This is a genomic window from Mariniluteicoccus endophyticus, assembly GCF_054780035.1.
The window spans coordinates 48,012-70,043 of sequence record NZ_BAAGXC010000038.1 but is presented as its reverse complement, the minus strand read 5'-3'; the positions used below and the strand labels follow the sequence as shown (position 1 = coordinate 70,043).

At 69.3% G+C, this 22,032-nt stretch carries 18 protein-coding genes and 3 tRNA genes; 10 read left to right on the top strand and 11 right to left on the bottom strand.

What is annotated here, in order from left to right; translation table 11 throughout:
- The first annotated feature begins 95 nt into the window (after nucleotides 1-95).
- On the top strand, nucleotides 96-1,400 hold the full coding sequence (locus tag ACYVGD_RS15885; protein WP_460744758.1) for a DNA polymerase IV: 1,305 nt from the start codon (nucleotides 96-98) through the stop codon (nucleotides 1,398-1,400).
- A 3-nt stretch (nucleotides 1,401-1,403) separates the two neighbouring features.
- Here ACYVGD_RS15885 and ACYVGD_RS15880 read toward each other — a convergent pair whose 3' ends face one another.
- From ACYVGD_RS15880 to ACYVGD_RS15855, 6 genes are all read right to left on the bottom strand, one after another.
- Entirely contained in the window at nucleotides 1,404-2,885 is a 1,482-nt protein-coding gene (locus ACYVGD_RS15880) for an MDR family MFS transporter (protein WP_460744757.1), read from the bottom strand.
- A 149-nt stretch (nucleotides 2,886-3,034) separates the two neighbouring features.
- The gene (locus ACYVGD_RS15875) at nucleotides 3,035-4,495 is read right to left on the bottom strand and encodes a serine/threonine-protein kinase (RefSeq protein WP_460744756.1); all 1,461 of its coding nucleotides are present in this window, start codon (nucleotides 4,493-4,495) and stop codon (nucleotides 3,035-3,037) included.
- 2 nt (nucleotides 4,496-4,497) lie between these two features.
- A complete protein-coding gene (lgt, locus tag ACYVGD_RS15870; RefSeq protein ID WP_460744755.1) occupies nucleotides 4,498-5,649 on the bottom strand; it encodes a prolipoprotein diacylglyceryl transferase in 1,152 nt (383 codons plus the stop codon).
- Nucleotides 5,650-5,707: 58 nt separating this feature from the next.
- On the bottom strand, nucleotides 5,708-6,745 hold the full coding sequence (locus ACYVGD_RS15865; RefSeq protein ID WP_460744754.1) for a zinc-dependent alcohol dehydrogenase family protein: 1,038 nt from the start codon (nucleotides 6,743-6,745) through the stop codon (nucleotides 5,708-5,710).
- 44 nt (nucleotides 6,746-6,789) lie between these two features.
- Entirely contained in the window at nucleotides 6,790-7,767 is a 978-nt protein-coding gene (locus tag ACYVGD_RS15860; protein WP_460744753.1) for an aldo/keto reductase, read from the bottom strand.
- Nucleotides 7,768-7,869: 102 nt separating this feature from the next.
- Nucleotides 7,870-7,942, bottom strand: a tRNA-Arg gene (locus ACYVGD_RS15855).
- A 152-nt stretch (nucleotides 7,943-8,094) separates the two neighbouring features.
- Between ACYVGD_RS15855 and ACYVGD_RS15850 the strand changes: the two genes are divergently transcribed.
- Nucleotides 8,095-8,235 carry a hypothetical protein gene (locus ACYVGD_RS15850; protein ID WP_460744752.1) on the top strand — a complete coding sequence of 47 codons (141 nt, stop codon included), beginning with the start codon at nucleotides 8,095-8,097 and terminating at the stop codon, nucleotides 8,233-8,235.
- Nucleotides 8,236-8,563: 328 nt separating this feature from the next.
- Nucleotides 8,564-10,774, top strand: a complete 2,211-nt coding sequence (locus ACYVGD_RS15845; protein ID WP_460744751.1) for an excinuclease ABC subunit UvrA — start codon at nucleotides 8,564-8,566, stop codon at nucleotides 10,772-10,774.
- 25 nt (nucleotides 10,775-10,799) lie between these two features.
- On the opposite strand, the gene ACYVGD_RS15840 is transcribed toward ACYVGD_RS15845, so the two are convergent.
- Nucleotides 10,800-12,038 (bottom strand): IS256 family transposase, encoded by a 1,239-nt coding sequence (locus ACYVGD_RS15840; RefSeq protein WP_460744750.1) that lies wholly within the window; start codon nucleotides 12,036-12,038, stop codon nucleotides 10,800-10,802.
- A 52-nt stretch (nucleotides 12,039-12,090) separates the two neighbouring features.
- Between ACYVGD_RS15840 and ACYVGD_RS15835 the strand changes: the two genes are divergently transcribed.
- The gene (locus tag ACYVGD_RS15835; RefSeq protein WP_460744749.1) at nucleotides 12,091-12,288 is read left to right on the top strand and encodes a hypothetical protein; all 198 of its coding nucleotides are present in this window, start codon (nucleotides 12,091-12,093) and stop codon (nucleotides 12,286-12,288) included.
- Nucleotides 12,289-12,743: 455 nt separating this feature from the next.
- Nucleotides 12,744-14,555, top strand: coding sequence for a phosphoenolpyruvate carboxykinase (GTP) (locus ACYVGD_RS15830; protein WP_460744748.1), 1,812 nt, complete (start codon nucleotides 12,744-12,746; stop codon nucleotides 14,553-14,555).
- 64 nt (nucleotides 14,556-14,619) lie between these two features.
- On the opposite strand, the gene aqpZ is transcribed toward ACYVGD_RS15830, so the two are convergent.
- Both aqpZ and ACYVGD_RS15820 read right to left on the bottom strand, forming a co-directional pair.
- Nucleotides 14,620-15,396 (bottom strand): aquaporin Z, encoded by a 777-nt coding sequence (aqpZ, locus tag ACYVGD_RS15825; RefSeq protein ID WP_460744747.1) that lies wholly within the window; start codon nucleotides 15,394-15,396, stop codon nucleotides 14,620-14,622.
- Between the two features lie 193 nt (nucleotides 15,397-15,589).
- Nucleotides 15,590-15,682 (bottom strand) — tRNA-Ser (locus tag ACYVGD_RS15820).
- Nucleotides 15,683-15,812: 130 nt separating this feature from the next.
- Here ACYVGD_RS15820 and ACYVGD_RS15815 point away from each other — a divergent pair.
- Nucleotides 15,813-17,444 (top strand): LCP family protein, encoded by a 1,632-nt coding sequence (locus tag ACYVGD_RS15815; protein ID WP_460744746.1) that lies wholly within the window; start codon nucleotides 15,813-15,815, stop codon nucleotides 17,442-17,444.
- Nucleotides 17,445-17,448: 4 nt separating this feature from the next.
- On the opposite strand, the gene ACYVGD_RS15810 is transcribed toward ACYVGD_RS15815, so the two are convergent.
- Together ACYVGD_RS15810 and ACYVGD_RS15805 are read right to left on the bottom strand one after the other, a co-directional pair.
- Nucleotides 17,449-17,922 (bottom strand): hypothetical protein, encoded by a 474-nt coding sequence (locus ACYVGD_RS15810; protein WP_460744745.1) that lies wholly within the window; start codon nucleotides 17,920-17,922, stop codon nucleotides 17,449-17,451.
- 21 nt (nucleotides 17,923-17,943) lie between these two features.
- Nucleotides 17,944-18,030 (bottom strand) — tRNA-Ser (locus ACYVGD_RS15805).
- Nucleotides 18,031-18,097: 67 nt separating this feature from the next.
- Here ACYVGD_RS15805 and ACYVGD_RS15800 point away from each other — a divergent pair.
- The 4 genes from ACYVGD_RS15800 to ACYVGD_RS15785 all read left to right on the top strand — a co-directional run bounded on the left by ACYVGD_RS15800 (nucleotide 18,098) and on the right by ACYVGD_RS15785 (nucleotide 21,993).
- Nucleotides 18,098-19,057 (top strand): NAD(P)H-quinone oxidoreductase, encoded by a 960-nt coding sequence (locus tag ACYVGD_RS15800; protein ID WP_460744848.1) that lies wholly within the window; start codon nucleotides 18,098-18,100, stop codon nucleotides 19,055-19,057.
- Between the two features lie 15 nt (nucleotides 19,058-19,072).
- Nucleotides 19,073-19,891 carry a helix-turn-helix domain-containing protein gene (locus tag ACYVGD_RS15795; RefSeq protein WP_460744744.1) on the top strand — a complete coding sequence of 273 codons (819 nt, stop codon included), beginning with the start codon at nucleotides 19,073-19,075 and terminating at the stop codon, nucleotides 19,889-19,891.
- A complete protein-coding gene (locus ACYVGD_RS15790; RefSeq protein ID WP_460744743.1) occupies nucleotides 19,888-20,745 on the top strand; it encodes an LLM class flavin-dependent oxidoreductase in 858 nt (285 codons plus the stop codon). Before ACYVGD_RS15795 ends, ACYVGD_RS15790 begins: the two co-directional genes overlap by 4 nt.
- Nucleotides 20,746-20,808: 63 nt before the next feature.
- On the top strand, nucleotides 20,809-21,993 hold the full coding sequence (locus ACYVGD_RS15785) for an MFS transporter (protein WP_460744742.1): 1,185 nt from the start codon (nucleotides 20,809-20,811) through the stop codon (nucleotides 21,991-21,993).
- Nucleotides 21,994-22,032 lie beyond the last annotated feature (39 nt).

Here is a 22,032-nt window from a genome sequence, read left to right as displayed (position 1 = left end):
GTTGCATCGCCTGTCATGGAGTTTTCGGCCTGTTGTGTGTGAGGGCGCGGCGGCAGTCCTCCCCGTGCGCGTGGCGGCGTACGCGACAATGGACCGTGCGATCCCGGGCCTCGATCCTGCATCTCGACCTCGACGCGTTCTTCGCGTCGGTCGAGCAGCGTGACAAGCCCAGCCTGCGCGGCAAGCCCGTGGTCGTGGGCGGCATCGGGCAGCGCGGAGTGGTCTCGACGTGCTCGTACGAGGCCCGCGTGTTCGGCGTACGCTCCGCGATGCCGTCCCACGAGGCACGCCGGCTGTGCCCGCACGCGGCATTCCTGGCGGGGCGGTTCGGCGCCTACCGCGAGGCCAGCGCGCAGGTGATGTCGATCCTGCGGTCGGTGTCACCGCTGGTCGAGCCGCTGAGCCTGGACGAGGCGTTCATCGACCTGGACGCGGCGATGATCCCCGTCACCCACGACGAGGACGGTCTGCGCGAGCTCGCTAACCACATCAAGGACGAGGTCGCCGAAGAGACCGGCGGCCTCACCGCATCCATCGGTATCGGCACCTCGAAGTTCATGGCCAAGCTCGCCACCGAGCTCGGCAAGCCCGACGGCTGCCACATCGTCCCGCCCGGCACGGAGGTCGAGCTCATCGCTCAAATGTCCGTGCGCGCCATCCCGGGCGTCGGCCCGGCGACCATGGAACGCCTCCAGCGCCTCGGCGTCACGAAGATCGCCGACCTGCAGAAGATGGGCCTCGCCGAGCTGGTCCGCGAGCTGGGCCGCGCGTCCGGCACCAACCTCCACGAGCTCGCCCACGCCCGCGACGACCGGCCGGTGGTCGCCGAGCGCGAGGCCAAGTCGATCTCGGTCGAGGATACGTTCGAGCACGACGAGCGCGACCCCGGACGCCTGGTCGCGCTGGTGCGCCGCGACGCCCACGAGGTCGCCTCCCGCATCCGGGCCGCTTCGCTGTTCGCGCGCACGGTCACGCTGAAGGTGCGCCTGCCCGACTTCACCACCCACACCCGCTCAAGGACGCTCGATGGCGCCACCGACAGCCCCGAGCTGATCGCGCGCATGGCCACCGAGCTGCTGGCGGGCGTCGACACCCGCGGTGGCGTACGCCTGCTCGGCGTGGGCGTCTCGGGGCTGACGACGGTCGCGCAGGAGGAGCTGTTCCCGCTCGACCCGACGCCCGAGGCGCCCGACGTCGAGGAGGTCGTCGCCGACACCCGCGAGCGCCGGCGGCCGTCGACGTGGCTGCCGGGCATCGACGTCGTCCACGACGAGCACGGCCCGGGCTGGGTGTGGGGGCAGGGACTGGGTCGAGTCACCGTGCGATTCGAGACGCGCGAGACCGGCCCGGGGCCGGTGCGTACGTTCGCCGCGGACGACCCAGCCCTCCACCTCGCCTGAAGTTCACTCGGCGGTGACGGGCTCCTGCTCGGGTCGCGCCTTGCCGTCGACGGTCGACGGGGCCCTCGCAGGCAGGAGCAACCCCAAGACGATCCCCAGCGAACCCATGACCGCGCCCAGCAGGAACGCCGCGTGAAGGCCCGACAGCTGCGCGTCCTGCGGCACCACGCCGCGCGCGATCGCCGAGGCCACGCCCGACGACATCACCGTCACCAGCAGCGCCGCGCCCGCGGCACCGGCGACCTGTTGCAACGTCGACAGCAGCGCCGAGCCGTGGCCGTAGAGGTGGGGCGGCAGGTCGTTGAGCGACGACGTGAACACCGGGGTGAAGATGAACGCCAGCGCCAACGACATCGTCGCGTGGAGCGCGAGCAGCAGCCACAGCGGCGTACGCGGCCCCACCAGCGAGAACGAGGCGACGACCAGCGTCATGACGACCGCGGCGGGCACTACGAGCGGTCGCGCGCCGAAGCGGTCGAACAACCGGCCGATGACCGGGCCGAGCAGGCCCATCATCAGGCCGCCGGGCAGCATGAGCAGGCCGGTGGCGACGGTGGACAGCCCGCGCACCTGCTGCAGGTAGATCGGCCACAGCAGCACGACGCCCATCAGCGCCATGAAGGCGACCATCATCACCAGCAGACCGACAGTGAACGAGCGGTGCCGGAACGTGCGCAGGTCGAGCAGCGGCCGGTCGGCGCGCTGGAGCGCCAACTGGCGCCACACGAACGCGACGAGGGCGACCGCGGCGATGCCGAAGGCGACGAGCATCGTCGCCACTCCCCCGCCGCCGTGCTCGCCGATGCGCGACAGGGCGTACACCAGGCCGCCGAAGCCGAACGCCGACAGGACCACCGACAGCGCGTCGACGGGGGTGTCCTTCGTCTCGCCCACGTTGGTCATGCGCACCGCGCCGAGCGCGAGCATGCCGAGCGCGATAGGCAGGACGATCAGGAAGATCGCCCGCCACGACGCGAACTGCAGGACTGCACCTGACATGGTCGGGCCGAGCGCGGGCGCCATCGACATCGCCACGGAGACGAGGCCCATGACCTGACCGCGACGTTCGACCGGCACCAGCACGAGGATCGTCGTCATCAGCAGCGGCATCATGATCGCCGTGCCGGACGCCTGCACGATGCGGGCCACGAGCAGCGGCCAGAAGCCCGGCGCGAAGCCGGCCATCAGCGTGCCGAGCGAGAACAGCGTCATCGCCGTGAGGAACACCTGACGGGTCGTGAGGCGGTCCATGATGAAGCCCGTCACGGGGATGACGACGGCCATGGTCAGCATGAAACCGGTCGTCAGCCACTGCACGAGGCGGGCGTCGACGTGGAGGTCGGCCATGAGCGCGGGCATCGCCACGGCCATTGTGGTCTCGTTGAGGATGACGACGAACGCCGCACCCAGCAGGAGGCCGATGACGTCCCAGCGGATCCTGTCGGGCGCCTCGGCGGGCACGGCGGTGGCGGGGGCGGACTGCATGGGAGCTCCAGACGGCGGGGTTGAGAGGGGTCGTGCTCGTCGTCGAGCCGAGGGGACACTACGTGGTTCAGCCGCGGCGAACACCTGGTTATTCCAGACTCGCCCAAATGCCGCCGGAGGGCTTCTCCGTCCGTGCAGGGGCCAAGGGCTCAGGTGGTGAGGCCGGCGGCGTCACGGATCATCGACGCCTCCTGGTCGGTGACCTTGCCCTGGCCCTGCAGCTTCGTCAGCGTCTTCGCGAGCTTCTCGGCGGCGTCGTCGTCGCCGTTGTCCCACGCCTTTGCCAGCTGTTGGCGTGCGCCGTTGTCACTCACCTGGTCGATCGCCGAGGTCACCGCGGTCGTGTCGGCCCTCGGGGTGGCCGAGGCCGACGGCGTGCGCGACGGCGTGGCCTTCTTCGAGGTGGTGGGGGTCGGGCTGGGCGTGCGCGTGGGCGTGGTCCTGGTCGGCTGGGGCTGGGGGGTGGTCGGGCGGGGCGCCTGAGTGGTCGGCCGGGGTGCCGCGGGCACCGTGGGGGCGGCGATCGACGGGGTCTGGACGGCCGGGGGCACGACCTCGCCCCTGTCGCGGCCCAGCACCCACCACCCGCCGAACGCGAGGGCGGCCAGTAGGGCGAGCGCGGCGACGACCCATGGCCATCTTGTCCGGGACTCATCCTCGTCGAGCTCGGCGAGCCTGGAGCGGGGCGGCGCCGCGGGGGCGACGGGTTCTGTAGGCGTGAGCGGGGTCGCGGGCAGCACCGAGGTCGCGGGGGCGTCGGCGCCGAGCGCCATCGTGGGGGCATCGGGGTCGACCTCCAGCGCCTGGACCTGGGCGAGGATCTGGTCGCCGCTGGGTCGTGCGGCGGGGTCCTTGCGCAGCATGGCGGCGACGAGGTCGTCGAGCGCCGGCGGCACGCCGGGGACGCGCTCGCTGAGCCGCGGCGGACGCCCGTCGACCTGCTGGGTCGCCACGTGGACGGCGTCACCGGAGAACGGCGGGCTGCCTGTGAAGACGGTGACGAGGAGGCAGCCCAGGGCATACCAGTCGGACGCCTGCGTGGCTCCCTCGCCGGTGGCCTGCTCCGGCGACATGTACGCCGCGGTGCCCAGCGCCGTCGCGGGGGCGGTGAGGGTCGCCCCGAGCTTCTCGGACAGCTGGGCGATGCCGAAGTCGACCAGCTTGATCTTGCCGTCGGCGTCGTACATGACGTTGCCTGGCTTGATGTCGCGGTGGACCACGCCGATCGCGTGGGCGCCGAGCAGTCCGCGCGTGACGTCGCGGGCGACCGCGAGCCCTTCCTGCACCGTGAGGCGGCCCTTCTCCTGGATGACCTGGTGCAGGCTCGGCCCGGCGAGGAGCTCCATGACCAGGAACGACGTCTGGCCGTCGGTGCCCGCGTCGTAGACCTGCACCACGTGGGGGTTGGTGAGCCGCGAGGTCGCGATGGCCTCCCGCCGGAACCTCTCGGCCACCGTGGGGTCGGGATGGCCGAGGTCGACGGTCTTGACGGCCACGAGGCGCTCGAGCGTCAGGTCGCGGGCCTTCCAGACCTGGCCCATGCCGCCGCCACCGATCCGGTCCAGGAGCTGATAGCGGCCTACGAGGAGATCGTTCGTCTGCGAGGTCATGCTCAGGCCTCCTTCTCGGGCTCGGCGGTGGTCGGGACATCATCGGGACGGTCGGCGTCAGAGCTGGCGGCGTCGTCCGCCTTCGGGTCATCGGCATCCGGGTCGTGCACCGCCGCACCCCCGGAGGACTCGGTCGCGACCCCCGTCTCGGCCGGTGCGTCCTTCACCGGCTCCTTCTGGGCGACGCTCGCCTCGGGCTCCTTCTCGGCGTCCTGGCCCGCCTCGACGTCCTTGTCGGCCAAAGCATCCTTGCCCGTCACCGCATCCGCGTCCGCGGACTCTCCCGAGCCCACCGCGGTCGCGCCACCGTCACCTGCGGGGACGGCCACGGCGTCGGCGTACCGCTGCGCACGGTGGGCCCACAGCCACAGCCCGGCGCCGCCGAGGATCATGGGGACGCACAACCACTGCCCCATCGACAGACCGCCGATGAGCCCGAGATGGGCGTCGGGCTCACGGAAATACTCGGCGATGAACCGGAAGATGCCGTAGCCGAGGACGAACGCGCCGCTGATCTTGCCGCGGGCGTGCTCACGGCGCGCGTACCACCACAGCAGCGCGAACAGGAGCAGGCCCTCCATGAGGAACTGGTAGATCTGCGAGGGATGGCGCGGCAGGTCTCCCGCCTGGGGGAAGATCATCGCCCACGGCAGGGAGGCGGGTGTCTCGCGGCCCCACAGCTCACCGTTGATGAAGTTGCCGATGCGCCCCGCGGCCAGACCGGTCGGGACCGCCGGGACCAGCAGGTCGGTGACCTCGAGGAACGGTCGCCGGGTGCGCCACGCGTACACCAGCAGGGCGACCGCCACACCGATCGCGCCGCCGTGGAAGCTCATGCCGCCCTGCCAGACCGCGAAGATCTCCAGCGGGTGGCCCGCGTAGTACAGCGGCTTGTAGAACAGGCAGTAGCCGAGGCGGCCGCCGATGATGACCCCGGCCACGGCGGCCAGCAGCATGTCCTCGATATTGGCGCGCGTCCACGGCGCGGGGCTCGTGATCCGCGCGTACGGCTGGTGGCGCAGGCGGCGCACGAGCAGGACGTAGCCCAGCGCGAAGCCCACCAAGTACATCAGCGCATACCAGTGGATCTGGAGGGGGCCCAGGCGGAAGGCCACGGGATCCCACTGCGGATGGGTCAGGACGAAGGGCAGCACGGTGCCCCAGTCTGCCGTGTGTTCTCAACTCGTGCACATGTGCGGGTGCCGGCCCGCATCATCCCTCGTCCATCACCACCACGGTCAGGCCACCGGTCGTGGGCCGGTCGAGGTCGACCAGGGCCTGTGGCGCCTCGTCGAGGGTGATCCGTCGCCCGATCAGGCGGTCGAGCGGCACCTGCTGGTCGCGGATCAGCGCCAGCATCGACGGGTAGTCGTCGGCGGCCAGCCCGTGCGTGCCGAAGATCGCCAGCTCGTGGGCGACGACCAGGTCCATGGGGAAGGCCGTACGCGCGTCCCCGCCGAGCAGCAGACCCGCCTGCACGTGGGCGCCGCGGCGCCGGAGGCTGCGTACGCTCGCCTCGGCGAGGTCGGGACGGCCGAGCGCATCGAGGCCCAGATGAACTCCGCCGCCGGAGACCTCGCGGATGCGCTCCACGATGTCGTCGCCCCACGGCAGCGGATAGGCGCCGAGCTCCTCGGCGCGGGCCAGGGCGTCGGCGCTCACGTCGACGGCGACGACCTCCGCGCCCAGCGCGCGCCCGATGAGGACCGCCGACAGCCCCACGCCGCCGGCCCCGAGCACCAGCAGCCACTGGCCGACGCGCAGCATGCGGTGCCCCAGCAGCGCCCGGTACGCGGTCGCGAACCGGCATCCCAGCGCGGCCGCGGTGACGAAGTCGATGTCGTCGGGCAGCGCGACGAGGTTGACGTCGGCGTGGTGGACGACGACGCGCTCGGCGAAGCTCCCCGGCCCGGTGAAGCCCGGCTGGGTCTGGTCGGGGCACACCTGGGGCGCGCCGTTGCGGCACAGCACGCACTCGCCGCAGCCGCACACGAACGGGGTGGTGACGCGCGTGCCCAGCGGCCAGTCGCCGCGCACCTCGGACCCGACCTCGACGACGCGGCCGGCGAACTCGTGGCCGGGGATGTGCGGCAGCGGGATCTCCTCGCGGCCGCACCAGGCGTGCCAGTCGGACCGGCACACGCCGGTGGCCGCCACCTCCACCACGACACCGTGAGGAGGGCAGCTGGGTTCGGGGACCTCACGCACCTCGGGCATCTCCCCGGGCGCGTCGTAGACGACAGCGCGCATACTGCAGCATCCCACGCCGCCCGGCGACCCGGGTGGAATTCGGGTCAGAAGCCCTCGGGGTCGCGTGGCGTGTAGGGATCCTCGAGCCGGGACAGCTCCGCCTCGGTGAGGGTCAACGACAGCGAGGCGACCGCATCGTTCAGGTGGTGCATCTTGGTCACGCCCACGATCGGCGACGTGACGGCCGCAGCTTGGCGTACCCAGGCCAGGGCGACCTGCGCGCGGGAGACGCCGCGTTCGTCGGCGACCTCACGCACCGCGTCGACGATCGCGCGGTCGGAGTCCTCCTGGCGCTGGAACAGGGTCTTGCCGAACGCGTCACTCTGCTGCCGGGCGCTGGTCTCGTCCCAGTCGCGGGTCAGGCGGCCGCGGGCCAGCGGCGACCACGGCAGTACGCCGACCCCCGTGGCCAGACAGTAGGGATGCATCTCGCGCTCCTCCTCGCGGGACAGCAGCGAGTACTGGTCCTGCATCGAGATGAAGCGCGTCCAGCCGCCGAGGTCGGCCGCGTGCTGCATCTGCGCCAGCTGCCACGTCCACATGGAGGAGGCGCCGATGTAGCGGGCCTTGCCGGCCTTCACCACGTCGTGCAGCGCTTCCATCGTCTCCTCGACCGGTGTGTGGGGGTCGAAGCGGTGGATCTGGTAGAGGTCGACGTGGTCGGTCCCCAGCCGACGCAGGGAGTCGTCGACGGCCTTCATGATGTGGCGTCGCGACAGGCCCGCGCCGTTGGGGCCGGACCACATGCGTCCGTTGACCTTGGTGCAGATCACCACGTCCTCGCGGTTCGCGAGCTCCCCGAGCGCGCGTCCGACGATCTCTTCGCTCGTGCCGTCGGAGTAGACGTCGGCGGTGTCGAAGGTGGTGATGCCGAGCTCGAGCGCCCGCTCGAGGAACGGGCGCGAGTCCTCCTCGGTCATCGACCAGGGGTGGGTGCCGCGGTCCGGCGTACCGAAGCTCATGCACCCCAGGGTGATGGCGGAGACCTCGAGGCCGCTGGAACCGACGCGTACATGCTTCATGCGGCCATTGTCGCCGGTGTCGGCGAGCCGTTGAAGGGCCACGGCTGGACATGAGACCGGGGAACGACAAAGGCCCCGGCATGTGCCGGGGCCTTTGTCCTGCGCGCTCGGAGGGATTCGAACCCCCAACCTTCTGATCCGTAGTCAGATGCTCTATCCGTTAAGCTACGAGCGCCTGGCCGTTTCGCGACCGAGAAATAACTCTAGACCACTCGGACAGATCGCGCAAAACGACGCGTTGACTCATCAAAGATGCCCGCGTAGGCAGGGTCGTTGACTCATCTCAAGATGCCCGCGTGGGACGACCATGCATGGATGGGGTTGTCGATGAGTGAACGTCGTGTAGTGACCAAGGCGATGAGGGTCAAGTACGCCAAGGGATCCAGGGCCGAGAAGGGCGAGGTCCTCGACGCGTTGTGCCAGGCCACCGGCTGGCACCGCGACCACGCCCGTACGATCCGGTCATGACTTCGTCTGATTCTTCCCCCGCCGACGCGCAGGTTCGGGTCTCGGGTGCTCGGGAGCACAACCTGCGGAATGTGGACCTCTCCGTTCCGCGGGACTCGTTAGTGGTGTTCACGGGTGTGTCGGGTTCTGGGAAGTCATCGTTGGCGTTTGGGACGCTGTCGCGGAGTCGCAGCGACGGTATTTGGAGTCGGTGGCGCCGTACGCTCGCCGTCTGATCGACCAGGCGGGCGTTCCCGATGTTGACTCCATCACCGGGATGCCGCCGGCCGTGGCGTTGCAGCAGCGTGGAGGACGCAGTGCCCGGTCCACGGTGGGAAGCATCACCACGGTGTCCAGCCTCGTGCGGATGCTGTACTCCCGCGCCGGGGACTATCCGGATGGGCAGCCGATGCTCTACGCGGAGGATTTTTCTGCCAACACGGTGCAGGGGGCCTGCCCGGAGTGTCACGGCATTGGTCGTGTCTACGCGGTGCCCGAGGAGCGGATGGTGCCGGATCCGTCGCTCACGATCCGGGAGCGCGCGATCGCGTCCTGGCCAACAGCATGGCACGGACACCAGCTCCGCGACGTGTTGGTGGCCCTCGGCTATGACGTTGACGTGCCATGGAAAGATCTGCCCCGAGAGGACCGGGACTGGATCCTTTACACGGATGAGACCCCGTTCGTTCCGGTCCACTCCCGGTTGACGCTTGCTGAGGCTCGCGCCGCGACCAAGGCCGGGGTCGAGCCGAGCTACTCGGGCACCTTCGTCGGAGCCCGCCGGTATGTGTTGGACACATTCGCGAACTCGAAGAGCGCGTCGATGAAGCGTCGCGTCGCGCAGTACCTCGACGCCGCCCTATGCCCGGTCTGTCACGGAAAGCGGCTGAAGCCTGAAGCGCTCTCGGTCACGTTCGAGGGCCTGGACATCGCGGAGTTCTCGCAGTTGCCGCTTCGAGAGCTTGCTGACATGCTCTCCGACGTTGTTGCGGGAGCGCAACAGGCCGAGACCGTTCCCAATGGTGCTGTGCTGAATGCCAATTCCCGTCGCGCAGCCACGGAGCAGCGCATCGCCGCCGGAGGGTCCGCGCACGCCGCCGCACCCGATGTGCGCCGCACCGCAAACCGTTCGCCGGAGAAGCGCGCCGCTGCGTCCCGGCTCGCTTCCGGGCTGATCGAGCGACTCCGCCCACTGACCGATCTTGGCCTCGGGTATCTGTCGTTAAGTCGAGCCACCCCGACCCTGTCGGGTGGCGAGTTGCAACGAATCAGGCTCGCCACACAGCTCAGCTCCGACCTGTTCGGCGTCGTCTATGTCCTCGATGAACCATCCGCAGGCCTTCACCCACAAGACGTGACAGCGCTCTTGAAGATCCTCGACGGGCTCAAGAGAAGCGGAAACAGCCTGTTCGTCGTCGAACACTCCGTCGATGTCATGCGGCACGCGGACTGGCTCGTGGACATCGGCCCCGGCGCGGGCGAGCATGGCGGCCGCGTTCTCTACAGCGACCCTACCGATGGGCTTGCCGACGTCAAGGACTCAGTGACACGCGGCTACCTCTTCGGTGGCAGTGGACTGCCCCCGCACACCCCTCGCGACCCGCGCGGGTGGCTCCACTTGAAGGACGTGACTCGTAACAACCTGCACGGCGTCTCCATCGACATTCCCGTGGGTGTTTTCACAGCGGTCACCGGAGTCTCGGGTTCCGGCAAGTCGAGCTTGGTCAGCCAGGCCCTCCCGGCTCTCGTCAGTGACCGCCTCGGTCACAGCATTGCGGCGGAGGACGAACCGACCGGCGACGAGCTGCTCCTTGCCGATACCCCAGAGCGGCTCGACGGTGTCCTCGACGGCTCTCTCGAGGGGGTCCGGCGGGTTGTCACCATCGATCAACGACCCATCGGCCGAACCCCCCGATCGAACGTTGCAACATATACGGGCTTGTTCGACCACGTCCGTCGACGCTTCGCTGAGACGCCCGAGGCTCGCTCGCGTGGGTACAAGCCCGGCCGTTTCTCCTTCAATGTCTCCGGCGGCCGCTGCCCCACCTGTGAGGGCGAAGGGTCCGTGATGGTCGAGCTACTCTTCCTCCCATCCGTGTACACCGAATGCCCCGACTGTCACGGGACCCGGTACAAAGCCTCGACCCTCGAGATCACTTGGCGGGAGCGCACCATCGCTGACGTGCTCGCGATGAGCGTTGAGGAAGCCCACCTGTTCTTTGACGGTGAAGACGACATCACCCGCTCACTAGCCGCACTGTCAGACGTGGGTCTCGGATATTTGCGACTCGGACAACCGGCAACCGAGCTCTCTGGAGGTGAGGCACAACGCGTGAAGCTCGCAAGCGAGCTACAGCGCGCACAACGAGGGGACACCTTGTATGTTCTCGACGAACCCACTTCGGGCCTGCACTGCGCTGACGCTGACCGGCTCGTGACGCATCTGCAAACCCTCGTCGACGCAGGAAACACCGTCGTCGCGGTGGAACTTGACATGCGGGTGGTGGCAGCAGCCGACTACGTCATCGACCTCGGGGTCAAGTCCCGGCAAGTGGTGTAACTGTTGGTGATCCTTCGGGGCTGGGTTAGCTGGCGAGTGCGGGCGTGGTCTCCTGTTCGGGCTGGTTGGTGATGAGGCTGAGGCGGCTCTTGGTGAGGATTTCGAGGCCGGGGTAGCGGCGTCCTTCGGCCCATTCGTCGGTTTGCTCGGCCAGGACCGCGCCGACGAGCCGGACGATCGCGGCCCTGTTGGGGAAGATCCCGACACTGTCGGTGCGGCGACGGATCTCCCGGTTCAGGCGTTCGGTGGGGTTGTTGGACCAGATCTGCTGCCAGACCTCGGGCGGGAATTGCGTGAACGCGAGGATGTCAGCCCGGGCTTGGTCGAGGTGGTCGGTCACGGCGGGGAGCTTGTCGGCGGTGTAGTCCAGCAGTCGGTCGAACTGGGCGTGGACGGCGGTGGCGTCGGGCTGGTCGTAGACCGAGTGCAGCATCGCCTTGACCGCTGGCCACAGGCTCTTGGGTGTGATGGCCATCAGGTTCGCGCTGTAGTGGGTGCGACAACGCTGCCAGGACGCTCCGGGCAGGTTCGCCGCGACCGCCTCGACCAGCCCGGCATGGGCATCGGAGGTCACCAGACGGACACCGGTCAGGCCGCGGGCGACCAGGTCGGCGAAGAACTCGTTCCAGGCCGGTCCGGTCTCGGCAGTGGCGACCCGCATCCCCAACACTTCGCGGTGCCCGTCGGCGTTGACCCCGGTCGCGAGCATCACCACCGAGTTGACGACCCGTCCGCCTTCTCGGACCTTCATGGTCAACGCATCGGCGGAGATGAAGGTGAACGGCCCCGCATCGCCCAACGGGCGGTGGCGGAACTGCTCGACGTGTTCGTCGAGGTCGGCGGCCATCTGGCTGACCTGGGACTTCGAGAGCCGGTCGATGCCCAGGGTCTTGACGAGTTTGTCCATGCGGCGGGTGGACACGCCGGCGAGGTAGCAGTCGGCGACCACGGTGATCAGGGCTGTTTCGGCGCGTTTGCGGCGTTCGAGCAGCCAGTCGGGAAAGTAGCTGCCGGTGCGCAGTTTGGGGATGGCCAGGTCGATGGTGCCGGTGCGGGTGTCCAGGGTCCGGTGGCGGTAGCCGTTGCGTTGCGCGAGGCGGCCAGGGGTGGGCTGGCCGTACTCGGCGCCGGCCACCGCGTCAGCGTCGGCCGACAGCAGGGCGTTGAGCATGGTCTGCAACAAACTGCGCATCATGTCCGGTGATGCCTCAGCAAGGAGCTCGCTAAGAACGTGGGCAGGGTCGACAATGTGTGGAGCGGTCATCGTGATGGTCCTTCTCGAGTGAGTTGTGAGAGATGAGCTCGAGGATCACGCGGTGACCGCCCTGTCGTCCAGAGCCAGCCACCACGGCTACACCACTATGAGGGACTCAACTGACCTCGGACCCGGCGCCGGCGATGATGGCGGCACAGTCGTCGCCGCTGGAACTCCTGCACAAGTTGCCGATAACGGCGTCGGCGCGTCCGCAGAATACCTTGCCGCGGCGATCAAACTGATCGATGCGGCTACCTGAGCAGAAGAGCCGACGCTTGACAATCGATGACCCGGTACGCAGTCACAAGAGCACCGAGCGTGTACACACCCCAGGGATCGGCCACCTTGGGCGTTCATCGGCGCAGACGACCGGTCAGTGGAGGGCGGCTTTCCACGCCTCGAGCCAGGGGATGACGTCGCGCAGGTTCTTCGTGTCAACGGCAGCGGACGCGGCCGCCCGAGCCGCGGCGCCGGCGTTCAGAGCGAGTGATGTCGGCACGGCGGCGAACAGCGGAGGGTCGGACCGACTATCACCGATGGCACAGCAGTGATCGATCGAGACGCCATGCTCAGGCGGATCCTCCGACCGCGGGTCGACATTCCGTGAGCAAAGTCACGGCCGCTGCCCGGCAAACGGGTTAATACCAGTTCAACAGGTGGGCTAGTCTCATACCACTACACCACTGGTCTACCTACACGCAGGAGTACAACGTCGTGACTGCCACCGTTGCATCGAACGCGCCCACCAACCACAAGGCCCTCCTGGCCTGGGTTGAAGAGGTCGCGGCCCTTACGAAGCCCGACGCCATTCGGTGGTGCGACGGCTCGGAGGCGGAGTGGAAGGAGCTGACCGACCAGATGGTCGAGGCCGGCACCCTCATCCGTCTCGACGAGAAGGCGAAGCCCAACTCCTTCTACATCAAGTCGTCCCCGTCCGACGTCGCCCGCGTCGAGGATCAGACCTTCATCTGCACCGAGACCGAGGAAGGCGCCGGCCCGACCAACAACTGGGCCGCCCCGGCGGAGATGAAGAAGACGATGACCGCGCTCTACGACGGGTGCATGAAGGGTCGGACGATGTACGTCATCCCCTTCTGCATGGGCCCGATCGACGCGGACGACCCCAAGTTCGGCGTCGAGATCTCCGACTCGGAGTACGTCGTGCTCAACATGAAGATCATGACGCGCATGGGCAAGGACGCCCTCGAAGCGATGGGCGAGGACAAGCCCTTCGTCAAGTGCCTCCACTCCGTCGGCGCCCCGCTCGCCGAGGGCGAGGAGGACGTGCCGTGGCCGTGCAACGACACGAAGTACATCTCCCACTTCCCCGAGACCCGTGAGATCTGGTCCTACGGCTCCGGCTACGGCGGCAACGCCCTGCTCGGCAAGAAGTGCTACGCGCTGCGCATCGCCTCGGCCATGGCCCACGACGAGGGCTGGCTCGCCGAGCACATGCTGATCCTGAAGCTCACCAACCCCGAGGGCAAGAGCTTCGTCATCTGCGCCGCGTTCCCGTCGGCCTGTGGCAAGACCAACCTCGCGATGCTCGAGCCCACCGTCCCCGGCTGGAAGGTCGAGACCTTGGGCGACGACATCGCCTGGATGCGCTTTGGCGAAGACGGCCGCCTGTACGCGGTCAACCCCGAGAACGGCTTCTTCGGCGTGGCTCCGGGCACCGGCCACAAGACCAACCCGAACGCCATGCGCACCATCGAGAAGGGCAACTCGATCTTCACCAACGTCGCCCTGACCGATCACGGCGACGTGTGGTGGGAGGGCATGACCGAGGTCACGCCCCAGCACCTGACCGACTGGCACGGCAACTCGTGGACGCCGGAGGACGGCACGAAGGCCGCCCACCCGAACTCGCGCTTCACCACGCCGATCGACCAGTGCCCGATCCTGTCGGAGGACTTCAACAACCCGAAGGGTGTCCCCGTCGACGCCATCCTCTTCGGTGGCCGCCGCGCCTCGACCATCCCGCTGGTCGCCCAGGCCCGCGACTGGAAGCACGGCACTTTCATGGGCGCCACGGTCTCCTCCGAGACCACCGCTGCCGCGACCGGCGCCGTGGGCGTCGTCCGCCGCGACCCGATGGCCATGCTGCCCTTCATCGGCTACAACGCCGGTGACTACCTGCAGCACTGGGTCAACGTGGGCGAGAAGGGCGGCGACAAGATGCCGGGCGTCTTCTACGTCAACTGGTTCCGCAAGGACGACGACGGAAACTTCGTGTGGCCGGGCTTCGGCGAGAACAGCCGCGTCCTGAAGTGGATCTGCGACCGCCTCGAGGGGAAGGTCGACGCCGAGGAGACCGTCGCCGGTCTCGTCCCGACCAAGGACGGCATCGACCTCGACGGCCTGACGATCTCCGACGAGGACTTCGCCGCCGCCACGAAGGTCGACAAGGAGGAGTGGAAGAAGGAGGTGCCGCTCATCGAGGAGTGGTTCACCAAGTTCGGCGACAAGCTCCCCGAGTCGATCGCGGCCGAGCTCGAGACCCTGAAGAAGGGCCTCGAGGCCTGATCGCCTGAAACAGCGGTACGCCCCCGCGAGACCGAGGTCTCGCGGGGGCGTCCACGCGTGAGGATCAGGCCTTCTGGCGAGCGACCTCGTCCTCGTCGACCGGGGTCGAGTCGGCGGCGTGGAGCCACGCGTACGACAGGCCGGCGACGACCGCACCGAGGATCGGCGCGACGAAGAACAGCCAGACCTGGCCGAGGGCGGCCGGGTTGAACACGGCGACACCGAGCGAGCGGGCCGGGTTGACCGAGGTGTTGGTGACCGGGATCGAGATGAGGTGGATCAGCGTCAGCGCGAGGCCGATGGCGATGGGGGCGAAGCCCTGCCACGCGCGGTCATCAGTCGAGCCGAGGATGACGTACAGGAAGATCGCGGTCAGCACGAACTCGAGGACGAAGCAGGCCAGGAGGCTGTAGCCGCCGGGCGACAGCTGGCCGTAGCCGTTGGTCGCGAACGAACCGGCCGACGTGCCGTCGATCGAGAAACCGCTCTTGCCAGCGGCGACGACGTAGAGGACCGCAGCCGCCGCGACGCCCGCGACCAGCTGGGTGACGATGTAGGGTAGGACGGCCTTGGCCTCGACGCGCTTGGCGGCGAACAGGCCGAGCGTCACGGCCGGGTTGAAGTGGCCGCCGGAGATGTGGCCGACGGCGTACGCCGCGGTCAGGACAGTGAGACCGAATGCCAGGGCGACCCCGACGAAACCGATGCCCAGCTGGGTCTTGTTGGCGTCGTCGGTGAGAACCTTGGCCGCGAGGACTGCACTGCCACAGCCGCCGAAGACGAGCCAGAAGGTGCCGAGGAACTCGGCCCAGAGGCGGGCACGCATGGGGGGGTTGGTCATGGGGGAACTACTCCAATCGACGTCGAATCCTCGGTGGACCCGACATGGCCGTGGTCGCCTCGGACGAGGTCGAACTGAAATTCAGGGTACGGGAGAACTTATCGACCGCAAAACAAGATGGGGGCATCTGGGAGAGCTCTTAGGAGACCCTTGAGACAGAGCACGGGACCGACTGTCGTCGATCCCGTGCGGCTGGCGGAGGCGGCGGGATTTGAACCCGCGATGGCTGATAAAGCCAAACCCACTTAGCAGGCGGGCGCCATAGACCGGACTAGGCGACGCCTCCATCGGGCCGAGGCCCGGGGTCAGATGATACCCAACGAGGGCTCGCGCCGCCAACGGGATGCCCAGTCGCGGGGCTGGGCCATGCTCCGGACCGGGGTAGCATGACCGCAGCCCGAAGCACAGGAGTTCTTATGACGCCAAACCCGGCGGCCGGACGACCGCACCGTCCCGTGCGTACGCGTACGTTTCGCGAGGCGGCGGGTTGGACCGCGCTGGGCACCTATCTCCCAGGGCTGGGGCTGATCAAGGCCGGCCAGCGTCGCACGGGCGCGGTCCCGCTCGGCATCTTCGGCGCCATCGTGCTGCTGCTGGTGGGCTGGGCGGTCTTCGACCGCAACTCCCTGTTGAAGCTCGGCGTGAACGCCGACTTCCTCTGGACGATGGTCGTCGTCCTGCCCATCATCGCGGTGGCGTGGCTGGCTCTGATCGTCGTGAGCCACCTGCGGCTGCGCCCTCGGGTCATCACGCACCTCCAGCGCGGCCTGGGCTCGGTCCTTGTCGGCTTCCTCTGCTTCACCGTCGCCGCACCGCTGGCGGTCGCCGCCCGCTATTCGTTCGACCAGGCCCGTCTGCTGTCGTCGATCTTCAAGCACGGCGACGACATCAAGTCGGGCACCGCACCCAGAGTCAACGCGGGCGACCCGTGGAAGAACAAGCCGCGCGTGAACCTGCTGCTGCTCGGCGGCGACCTCGACAAGGATCGCACGGGCACGCGTACCGACACCATCATGGTGGCAAGCATCGACACGAAGACCGGCTCGACGGTCCTCATCTCGATCCCCCGCAACGCGACCCGCGTGCCGTTCCCGGCGGACTCGCCGTTGCACCAGTACTATCCGGACGGCTTCCAGGACTCCGAGAACAACCTGATCAACGAGGTCTACGAGGTCGTCCCCCAGAACGTGCCCGCCGACGTCCTGGGCCCCACCGACAACCTCGGCGCCGACGCGCTGAAGCTCGCCGTGGGCGAGGCGACGGGCCTGAAGGTCGACTACTACGTGCTGCTCGAGCTCCAGGGCTTTCACAAGCTGCTCGACGCCCTGGGCGGCGTGACGGTCAACATCAACACGTGGGTCGCGATCGGCGGCGACACCGACGCGGACATCAAGCCCGTCGGCGCCCTCCACCCGGGCCCCAACCAGAAGCTCACGGGCGCGGAGGCGATGTGGTTCGCCCGCGGCCGCTACGGTGCCGACGACTTCCAGCGCATGGACCGCCAGCGCTGCGTGGTCGACGCCATGATCAAGCAGGCCAACCCCGCCCAGATGCTCACCCACTACGAGCAGATCGCCCGTGCGTCGACCGACCTGGTCAAGACGGACATGCCGTCGGAGATCCTGCCGGCGATCGTCGACCTCTCCATGCGGGTGAAGAACTCGAACCAGTCGAAGTCGATCGTCTTCAAGAACGGTGTCGACGGGTTCTGGTCGGGCAACGTCGACTGGGCCAACGTCCGCGCCCGCTCGCAGGCCGCGGTCACTCCGCCCGCTCCGAAGACGCCCGACCCGGTGCCCAGTCAGGCCCCTGGGACCCCGGGCCCCGCGACCCAGGTACCGTCGCAGGCTCCCACGTCTCAGGCCCCGACCTCGCACGCACCCACGTCGACGGCGCCCACGAGCCAGGCCCAGCGCACGACGGCCTCCGCGACCCAGGGGCCGGCCCCGGCGACGCCCGCCCCGCCGCCCGCGGAGGACCTGTCGGCCTCGTGCGAGTTCAAGCCGGAGATCGCCGCGGCCCAGCCGCCGCGTCCCCCGTGGGAGTGACCGCTCAGCCCTTGCGGCTGCGCTCGAGCCGGCGGTAGACGTCGGCGAGCAGCTCGTCCTGCTGGGGGTCTTGGTTTCCCAGCGGGGTGATCACGTGGTCGGTGGTGTCGTCACGGTGGACGAACGTCACGCGGTGGCCGGTGTCGGACACCGTCACTTTCACGGTCTCGGCCCACGTGCCGTGGCGTACGCCGGCCGGCGTGCGGAACGAGTAGCCGGTGGGTGTCAGCTCGGCGCGGACCCGCATGCGGAACATCGCCACGAGCGCGAGGACGAGCAGGACCACGCCGAGGGCGACGAGGATCCCGCCCACCGCGGCGACGGCGGTCGGCCAGGCCATCTGGAGCGCGCTCACGAGCACGATCGCGCCTACGACGGCCGCCACGGCCGCGATTCCCAGGGCGCGGACCGGCGGGGCCGGTCTCAGGTGGTAGATGCTCACGTCGGCGGCGGTGGCGCTCTGGGGCTTCTGGCTCACGGGTCCTCCTGGTCAAAGGGGCGGCGAGAGTGGGATTCGAACCCACGGAACGGTCACCCGCTCGGCCGCTTTCAAGGCGGCTGCACTAGTCCACTATGCGATCTCGCCCGGCGGGCCGGGGGCCCGACAGGGAACTCATGCTAGCCCACTGGTTAGTGTGAGCCGCATGACTCAGATGCGTGCAGTCCGACGTTCCGGCGATGGTGGTCCCGAAGTGCTGAGCCTCGGCGTGGCCGAGCGCCCCGCCCCGGCCGAGGGCCAGATCCTCGTGCGTGTGGCGGCAGCTGGCATCAACCGCGCCGACGTGCAGCAGCGCAAGGGGTTCTACCCCCCTCCGCCGGGTGAGTCGGAGATCCTCGGTCTCGAGGTCTCGGGCACCGTGGAGCACGCCAACGGCTGCGACGGCTGGTCCGAGGGTGACGAGTGCGTGGCGCTGCTCGCCGGTGGCGGGTACGCCGAGTACGTCGTGGTCGACGGTCGCCACGCGCTGCCGCTGCCGCCCGGGGTCGATCTGGTCACCGCCGCGGGCATGCTCGAGGTCGCGGCCACGGTCGTGTCGAACATGGACATCGCCCGCCTTTCCGAGGGCGAGACGTTCCTCGTCCACGGTGGTGCAGGCGGCATCGGCTCGTTCGCCATCCAGTACGCCCGCTCGCTCGGCTGCACCGTGGCCACGACGGCGGGCTCGGCGGAGAAGCTCGAGTTCTGCCGCGAGCTGGGCGCCGAGCACGCGTTCGACTACCACGACGACTGGGTGTCGGCGGTCAAGGAGATCGGCGGCGCCGACGTCATCCTCGACAACATGGGCGCGAAATACCTGATGCCGAACATCGACGCCATGGCCAAGGACGGCCGCATGGTCGTCATCGGCCTGATGGGTGGACGCAAGGCCGAGCTCGACCTCGGCAAGCTGCTGGCCAAGCGGGGCTCGGTCATCTCCACCGGCCTGCGCGCGCGGCCCGCCGACCAGAAGGCCGCGATCTGCGCGGCGGTCGCCGAGCGGGTGTGGCCAAGGATCGCCGACGGCACGATCCGCACCGCGCCGACGAAGGTGTTCGACGTGGCCGACGTCGCGGCCGCTCACGAGTACTTCGACTCCGGCGACCACCGCGGCAAGCTCGTCCTGAAGTTCTGAGCCACCCCGCCGCCCGTGGACGTACGCCCCGAGGTCGTCAGCGCCCTGCGGTTCATCGAGGACCACAGCGCCGACCAGATCACCCTCGACGATGTGGCCGACGCCGTGGCGTACAGCCGTTTCCACCTGGCACGCGAGTTCAGCGCGGCCGTGGGGATGGGGCCGATCACCTATCTGGCGACCCGTCGCTTCCGCCACGCGAAAGAGCTGCTGCTCTCGACCGACGAGAAGGTCGTCGACATCTGCATGGAGGTCGGCTTCTCGTCGCTGGGCACGTTCTCACGCCGGTTCGTCGAGGCCGTCGGTGTCACCCCGGCGGCGTTCCGCAGCTTGCCGGACGTGCTGACCGACGCCCCTCCCACCCAGCGGCACCTGCCTGGCGGCGACCGCCGCGGCGGCCGGGTCGAGGCCCGGCTGCGCTGGACCGAGACCGCGCTCGCCGCCAGCACGGGCTGGGTGTATGCAGGCCTGTTCGGTCAGCGGGCGGCGCGCGGACGCCCGGTCTGCGGGTCGCTGTTCCGCCAGGCCGAGGCCGTGGTCTTCGAGGACGTCCCACCCGGGCAGTGGTGGCTGCTGGCTGCGGTGTTCACGTCGGACGACGTCGTCGAACAGCTGCTGCCCCGACGGCCGACCACCGGCGGCGCCGCCGAGCCGATCCGCGTCGCCGCGGGACAGACCACGAGCACCACGATAGCGATGGTGGCCCCCGAGCGCTGGGAGACGCCGATCACCGTCGCCCTGCCTGCGCTCACCTCGTCGGCCGACCCGGCACCGCAGCGCCCGCTGCGTCCCCTCCCCCGCGTCATGCGCGTGCTACCGAAGGAGAACCCATGAGGATCGGCGTCTGCGTGCTGCCCGAGCACGCCGCCGCCGAGGCGGCCCGCATCTTCGCGCGCGTTGAGGAGCTGGGCTTCGCCCACGGCTGGACCTACGACCACCTGACCTGGGCGAATACCCCGGATGTGCCGTGGCACTCGACGACGGTGACGCTGGCGATCGCCGCCCAGGCCACGCACGACATCGCCATCGGCACGTGGGTGTCGTCACCGAACTTCCGCCACCCGGTCACGTGGGCGCGCGACCTGCTGTCGCTGCAGGAACTTTCGGGCGGCCGCGTGGTCTGCGCGTCCGGTGCGGGCGGTTCGCCCGACGACGGCGCGCTGCAGGAGCCCCTGTCGGGCAAGGACCGCACGCGCCGCTTCCACGAGTTCACGCGCCTGCTGCGGCGCTCCCTGCGCGAGGACCCGATCGACCACTCCGGTGACTTCTTCGAGGCCCACGGCGTACGCAACGTCGTGGCGACGACGTTCGCTCCCCCGCCGCTGCTCGTCGCCGCGAACGGGCCGAAGGGCGTGCGCCTGGCCGCGGAGGTCGGCGACGGGTGGGCCACGACGGGCGTGGGCTCCCCGGACCTCGACGATTGGTGGGCGTCGGTGGCGCGGCTGGCCGAGGCGTACGCGGCCGCCGGGGGGACGGGGCCGCGCTGTTTGTCCATCGACGCGGCGCCGGCGTACTCGTTGTCGTCGCGGGAGTTCCTGCACTCTCAGCTCGACCGCGCCGAGGAGCTCGGGTTCACCGATGTGGTGCTGCACTGGCCGCGGCCCGAGGACCCCTACGAGGGCGAGATCGGGGTGCTCGAGGAGGCCGCGACGCGCAGCACCGGTCGCTGGGACGTGACCGCTTCGTGATTGTTTCCTGACCGCGGTGAAACCCGTTCGCGGTTTGTCGGAGAGGCAGCCTAGGATCCGGCTGTGAACCTCTCGGTCTATCGCGACGTGTGGGCGATCCCCGCGGCCCGGCAGATCCTCCTCCTCGGCCTGCTCGTCCGCGCCCCCTTCTTCGGCGGCATCGTGCTGCTGACGGTGCACGTGGTCAACCAGCTCGACCCCCGCTACAGCGCCGCGGGCATGGTCTCGACCGCCGGCACGCTCGCCGTGGCACTGGCCGGGCCGTGGCGCGGGCGAATGCTCGACCGGCTGGGGCTGCGGCGTACGCTCCTGCCCTCGCTGGTCGTCCTCCCCGTCTGCTGGGTGATCGCGCCCTTCGTGGGATACTGGGCGCTGATGGCGTTCGTCATCGTCGCCGGGCTCTTCGCCGTGCCGAGCTTCTCGATCATCCGCAACGCGCTCATCGCCGCGGTCGACGAGAGACAACGCAAGACCGCGCTGGCGTTCGACGCCGTGCTGGTCGAGATGTCGTTCATGACTGGCCCCGCGCTGGCCGTGTGGGTCGGCACGGTCTGGCACACCGGCTGGGCGCTCATGATGTTCGAGCTGGTGTCGGTCGCGGCGGCGTGGGTGATCTTCATGGTCAACCCGCGGCTCGGCGGCGAGGGTCGCTCCGACGAGGGCGCCGAGGCCCCGCGGGGCTGGCTCAGCGCTCCGGTGGTCGCCGTGATGCTGATGGCCAGCGCCGCCACGTTCGTGCTGGGCGCCTCCGACCTCACCATCGTCGCTGGCCTGCGCGCGCTCGGTCACCAGCCGTCCATCGGCTGGGTGCTGTCGCTGTGGGGCCTGGGTTCGGCGGTGGGCGGGTTCCTCTACGGCGCCAGCCAGCGGTCGGTCCCGCCGTGGGTGCTGCTGCTCGGGCTGGGCGCGTTCACCATCCCTGCCGCATACGCCCGCTCCGACCTCACCATGGCGCTGCTGCTGGTGATCGCCGGGCTGTTCTGCGCGCCGACGTTGACCGCCGGCAGCGAGGCCCTGTCCGCTCTCGTCCCCGCCCGCGCCCGCGGCGAGGCCTTCGGGTGGCACGGCTCCATGATGACCATCGGCTCCGCGATCGGCTCGCCGTCCATCGGTCTGGCGATCGACCACCTCGGCTGGCGGGCGGGTTACCTGACCGGTGGCGGCGTCGGTGTGCTCATCGCGCTCGTCAGCGCGGTGTTGATCGCCCGGAGGCGGCGTACGCGGCCCGTCGCTCAGGACGCACGCTGAAGACCGGGCGCCGCTGTGAGCCCGGACCCCGCGTACGCC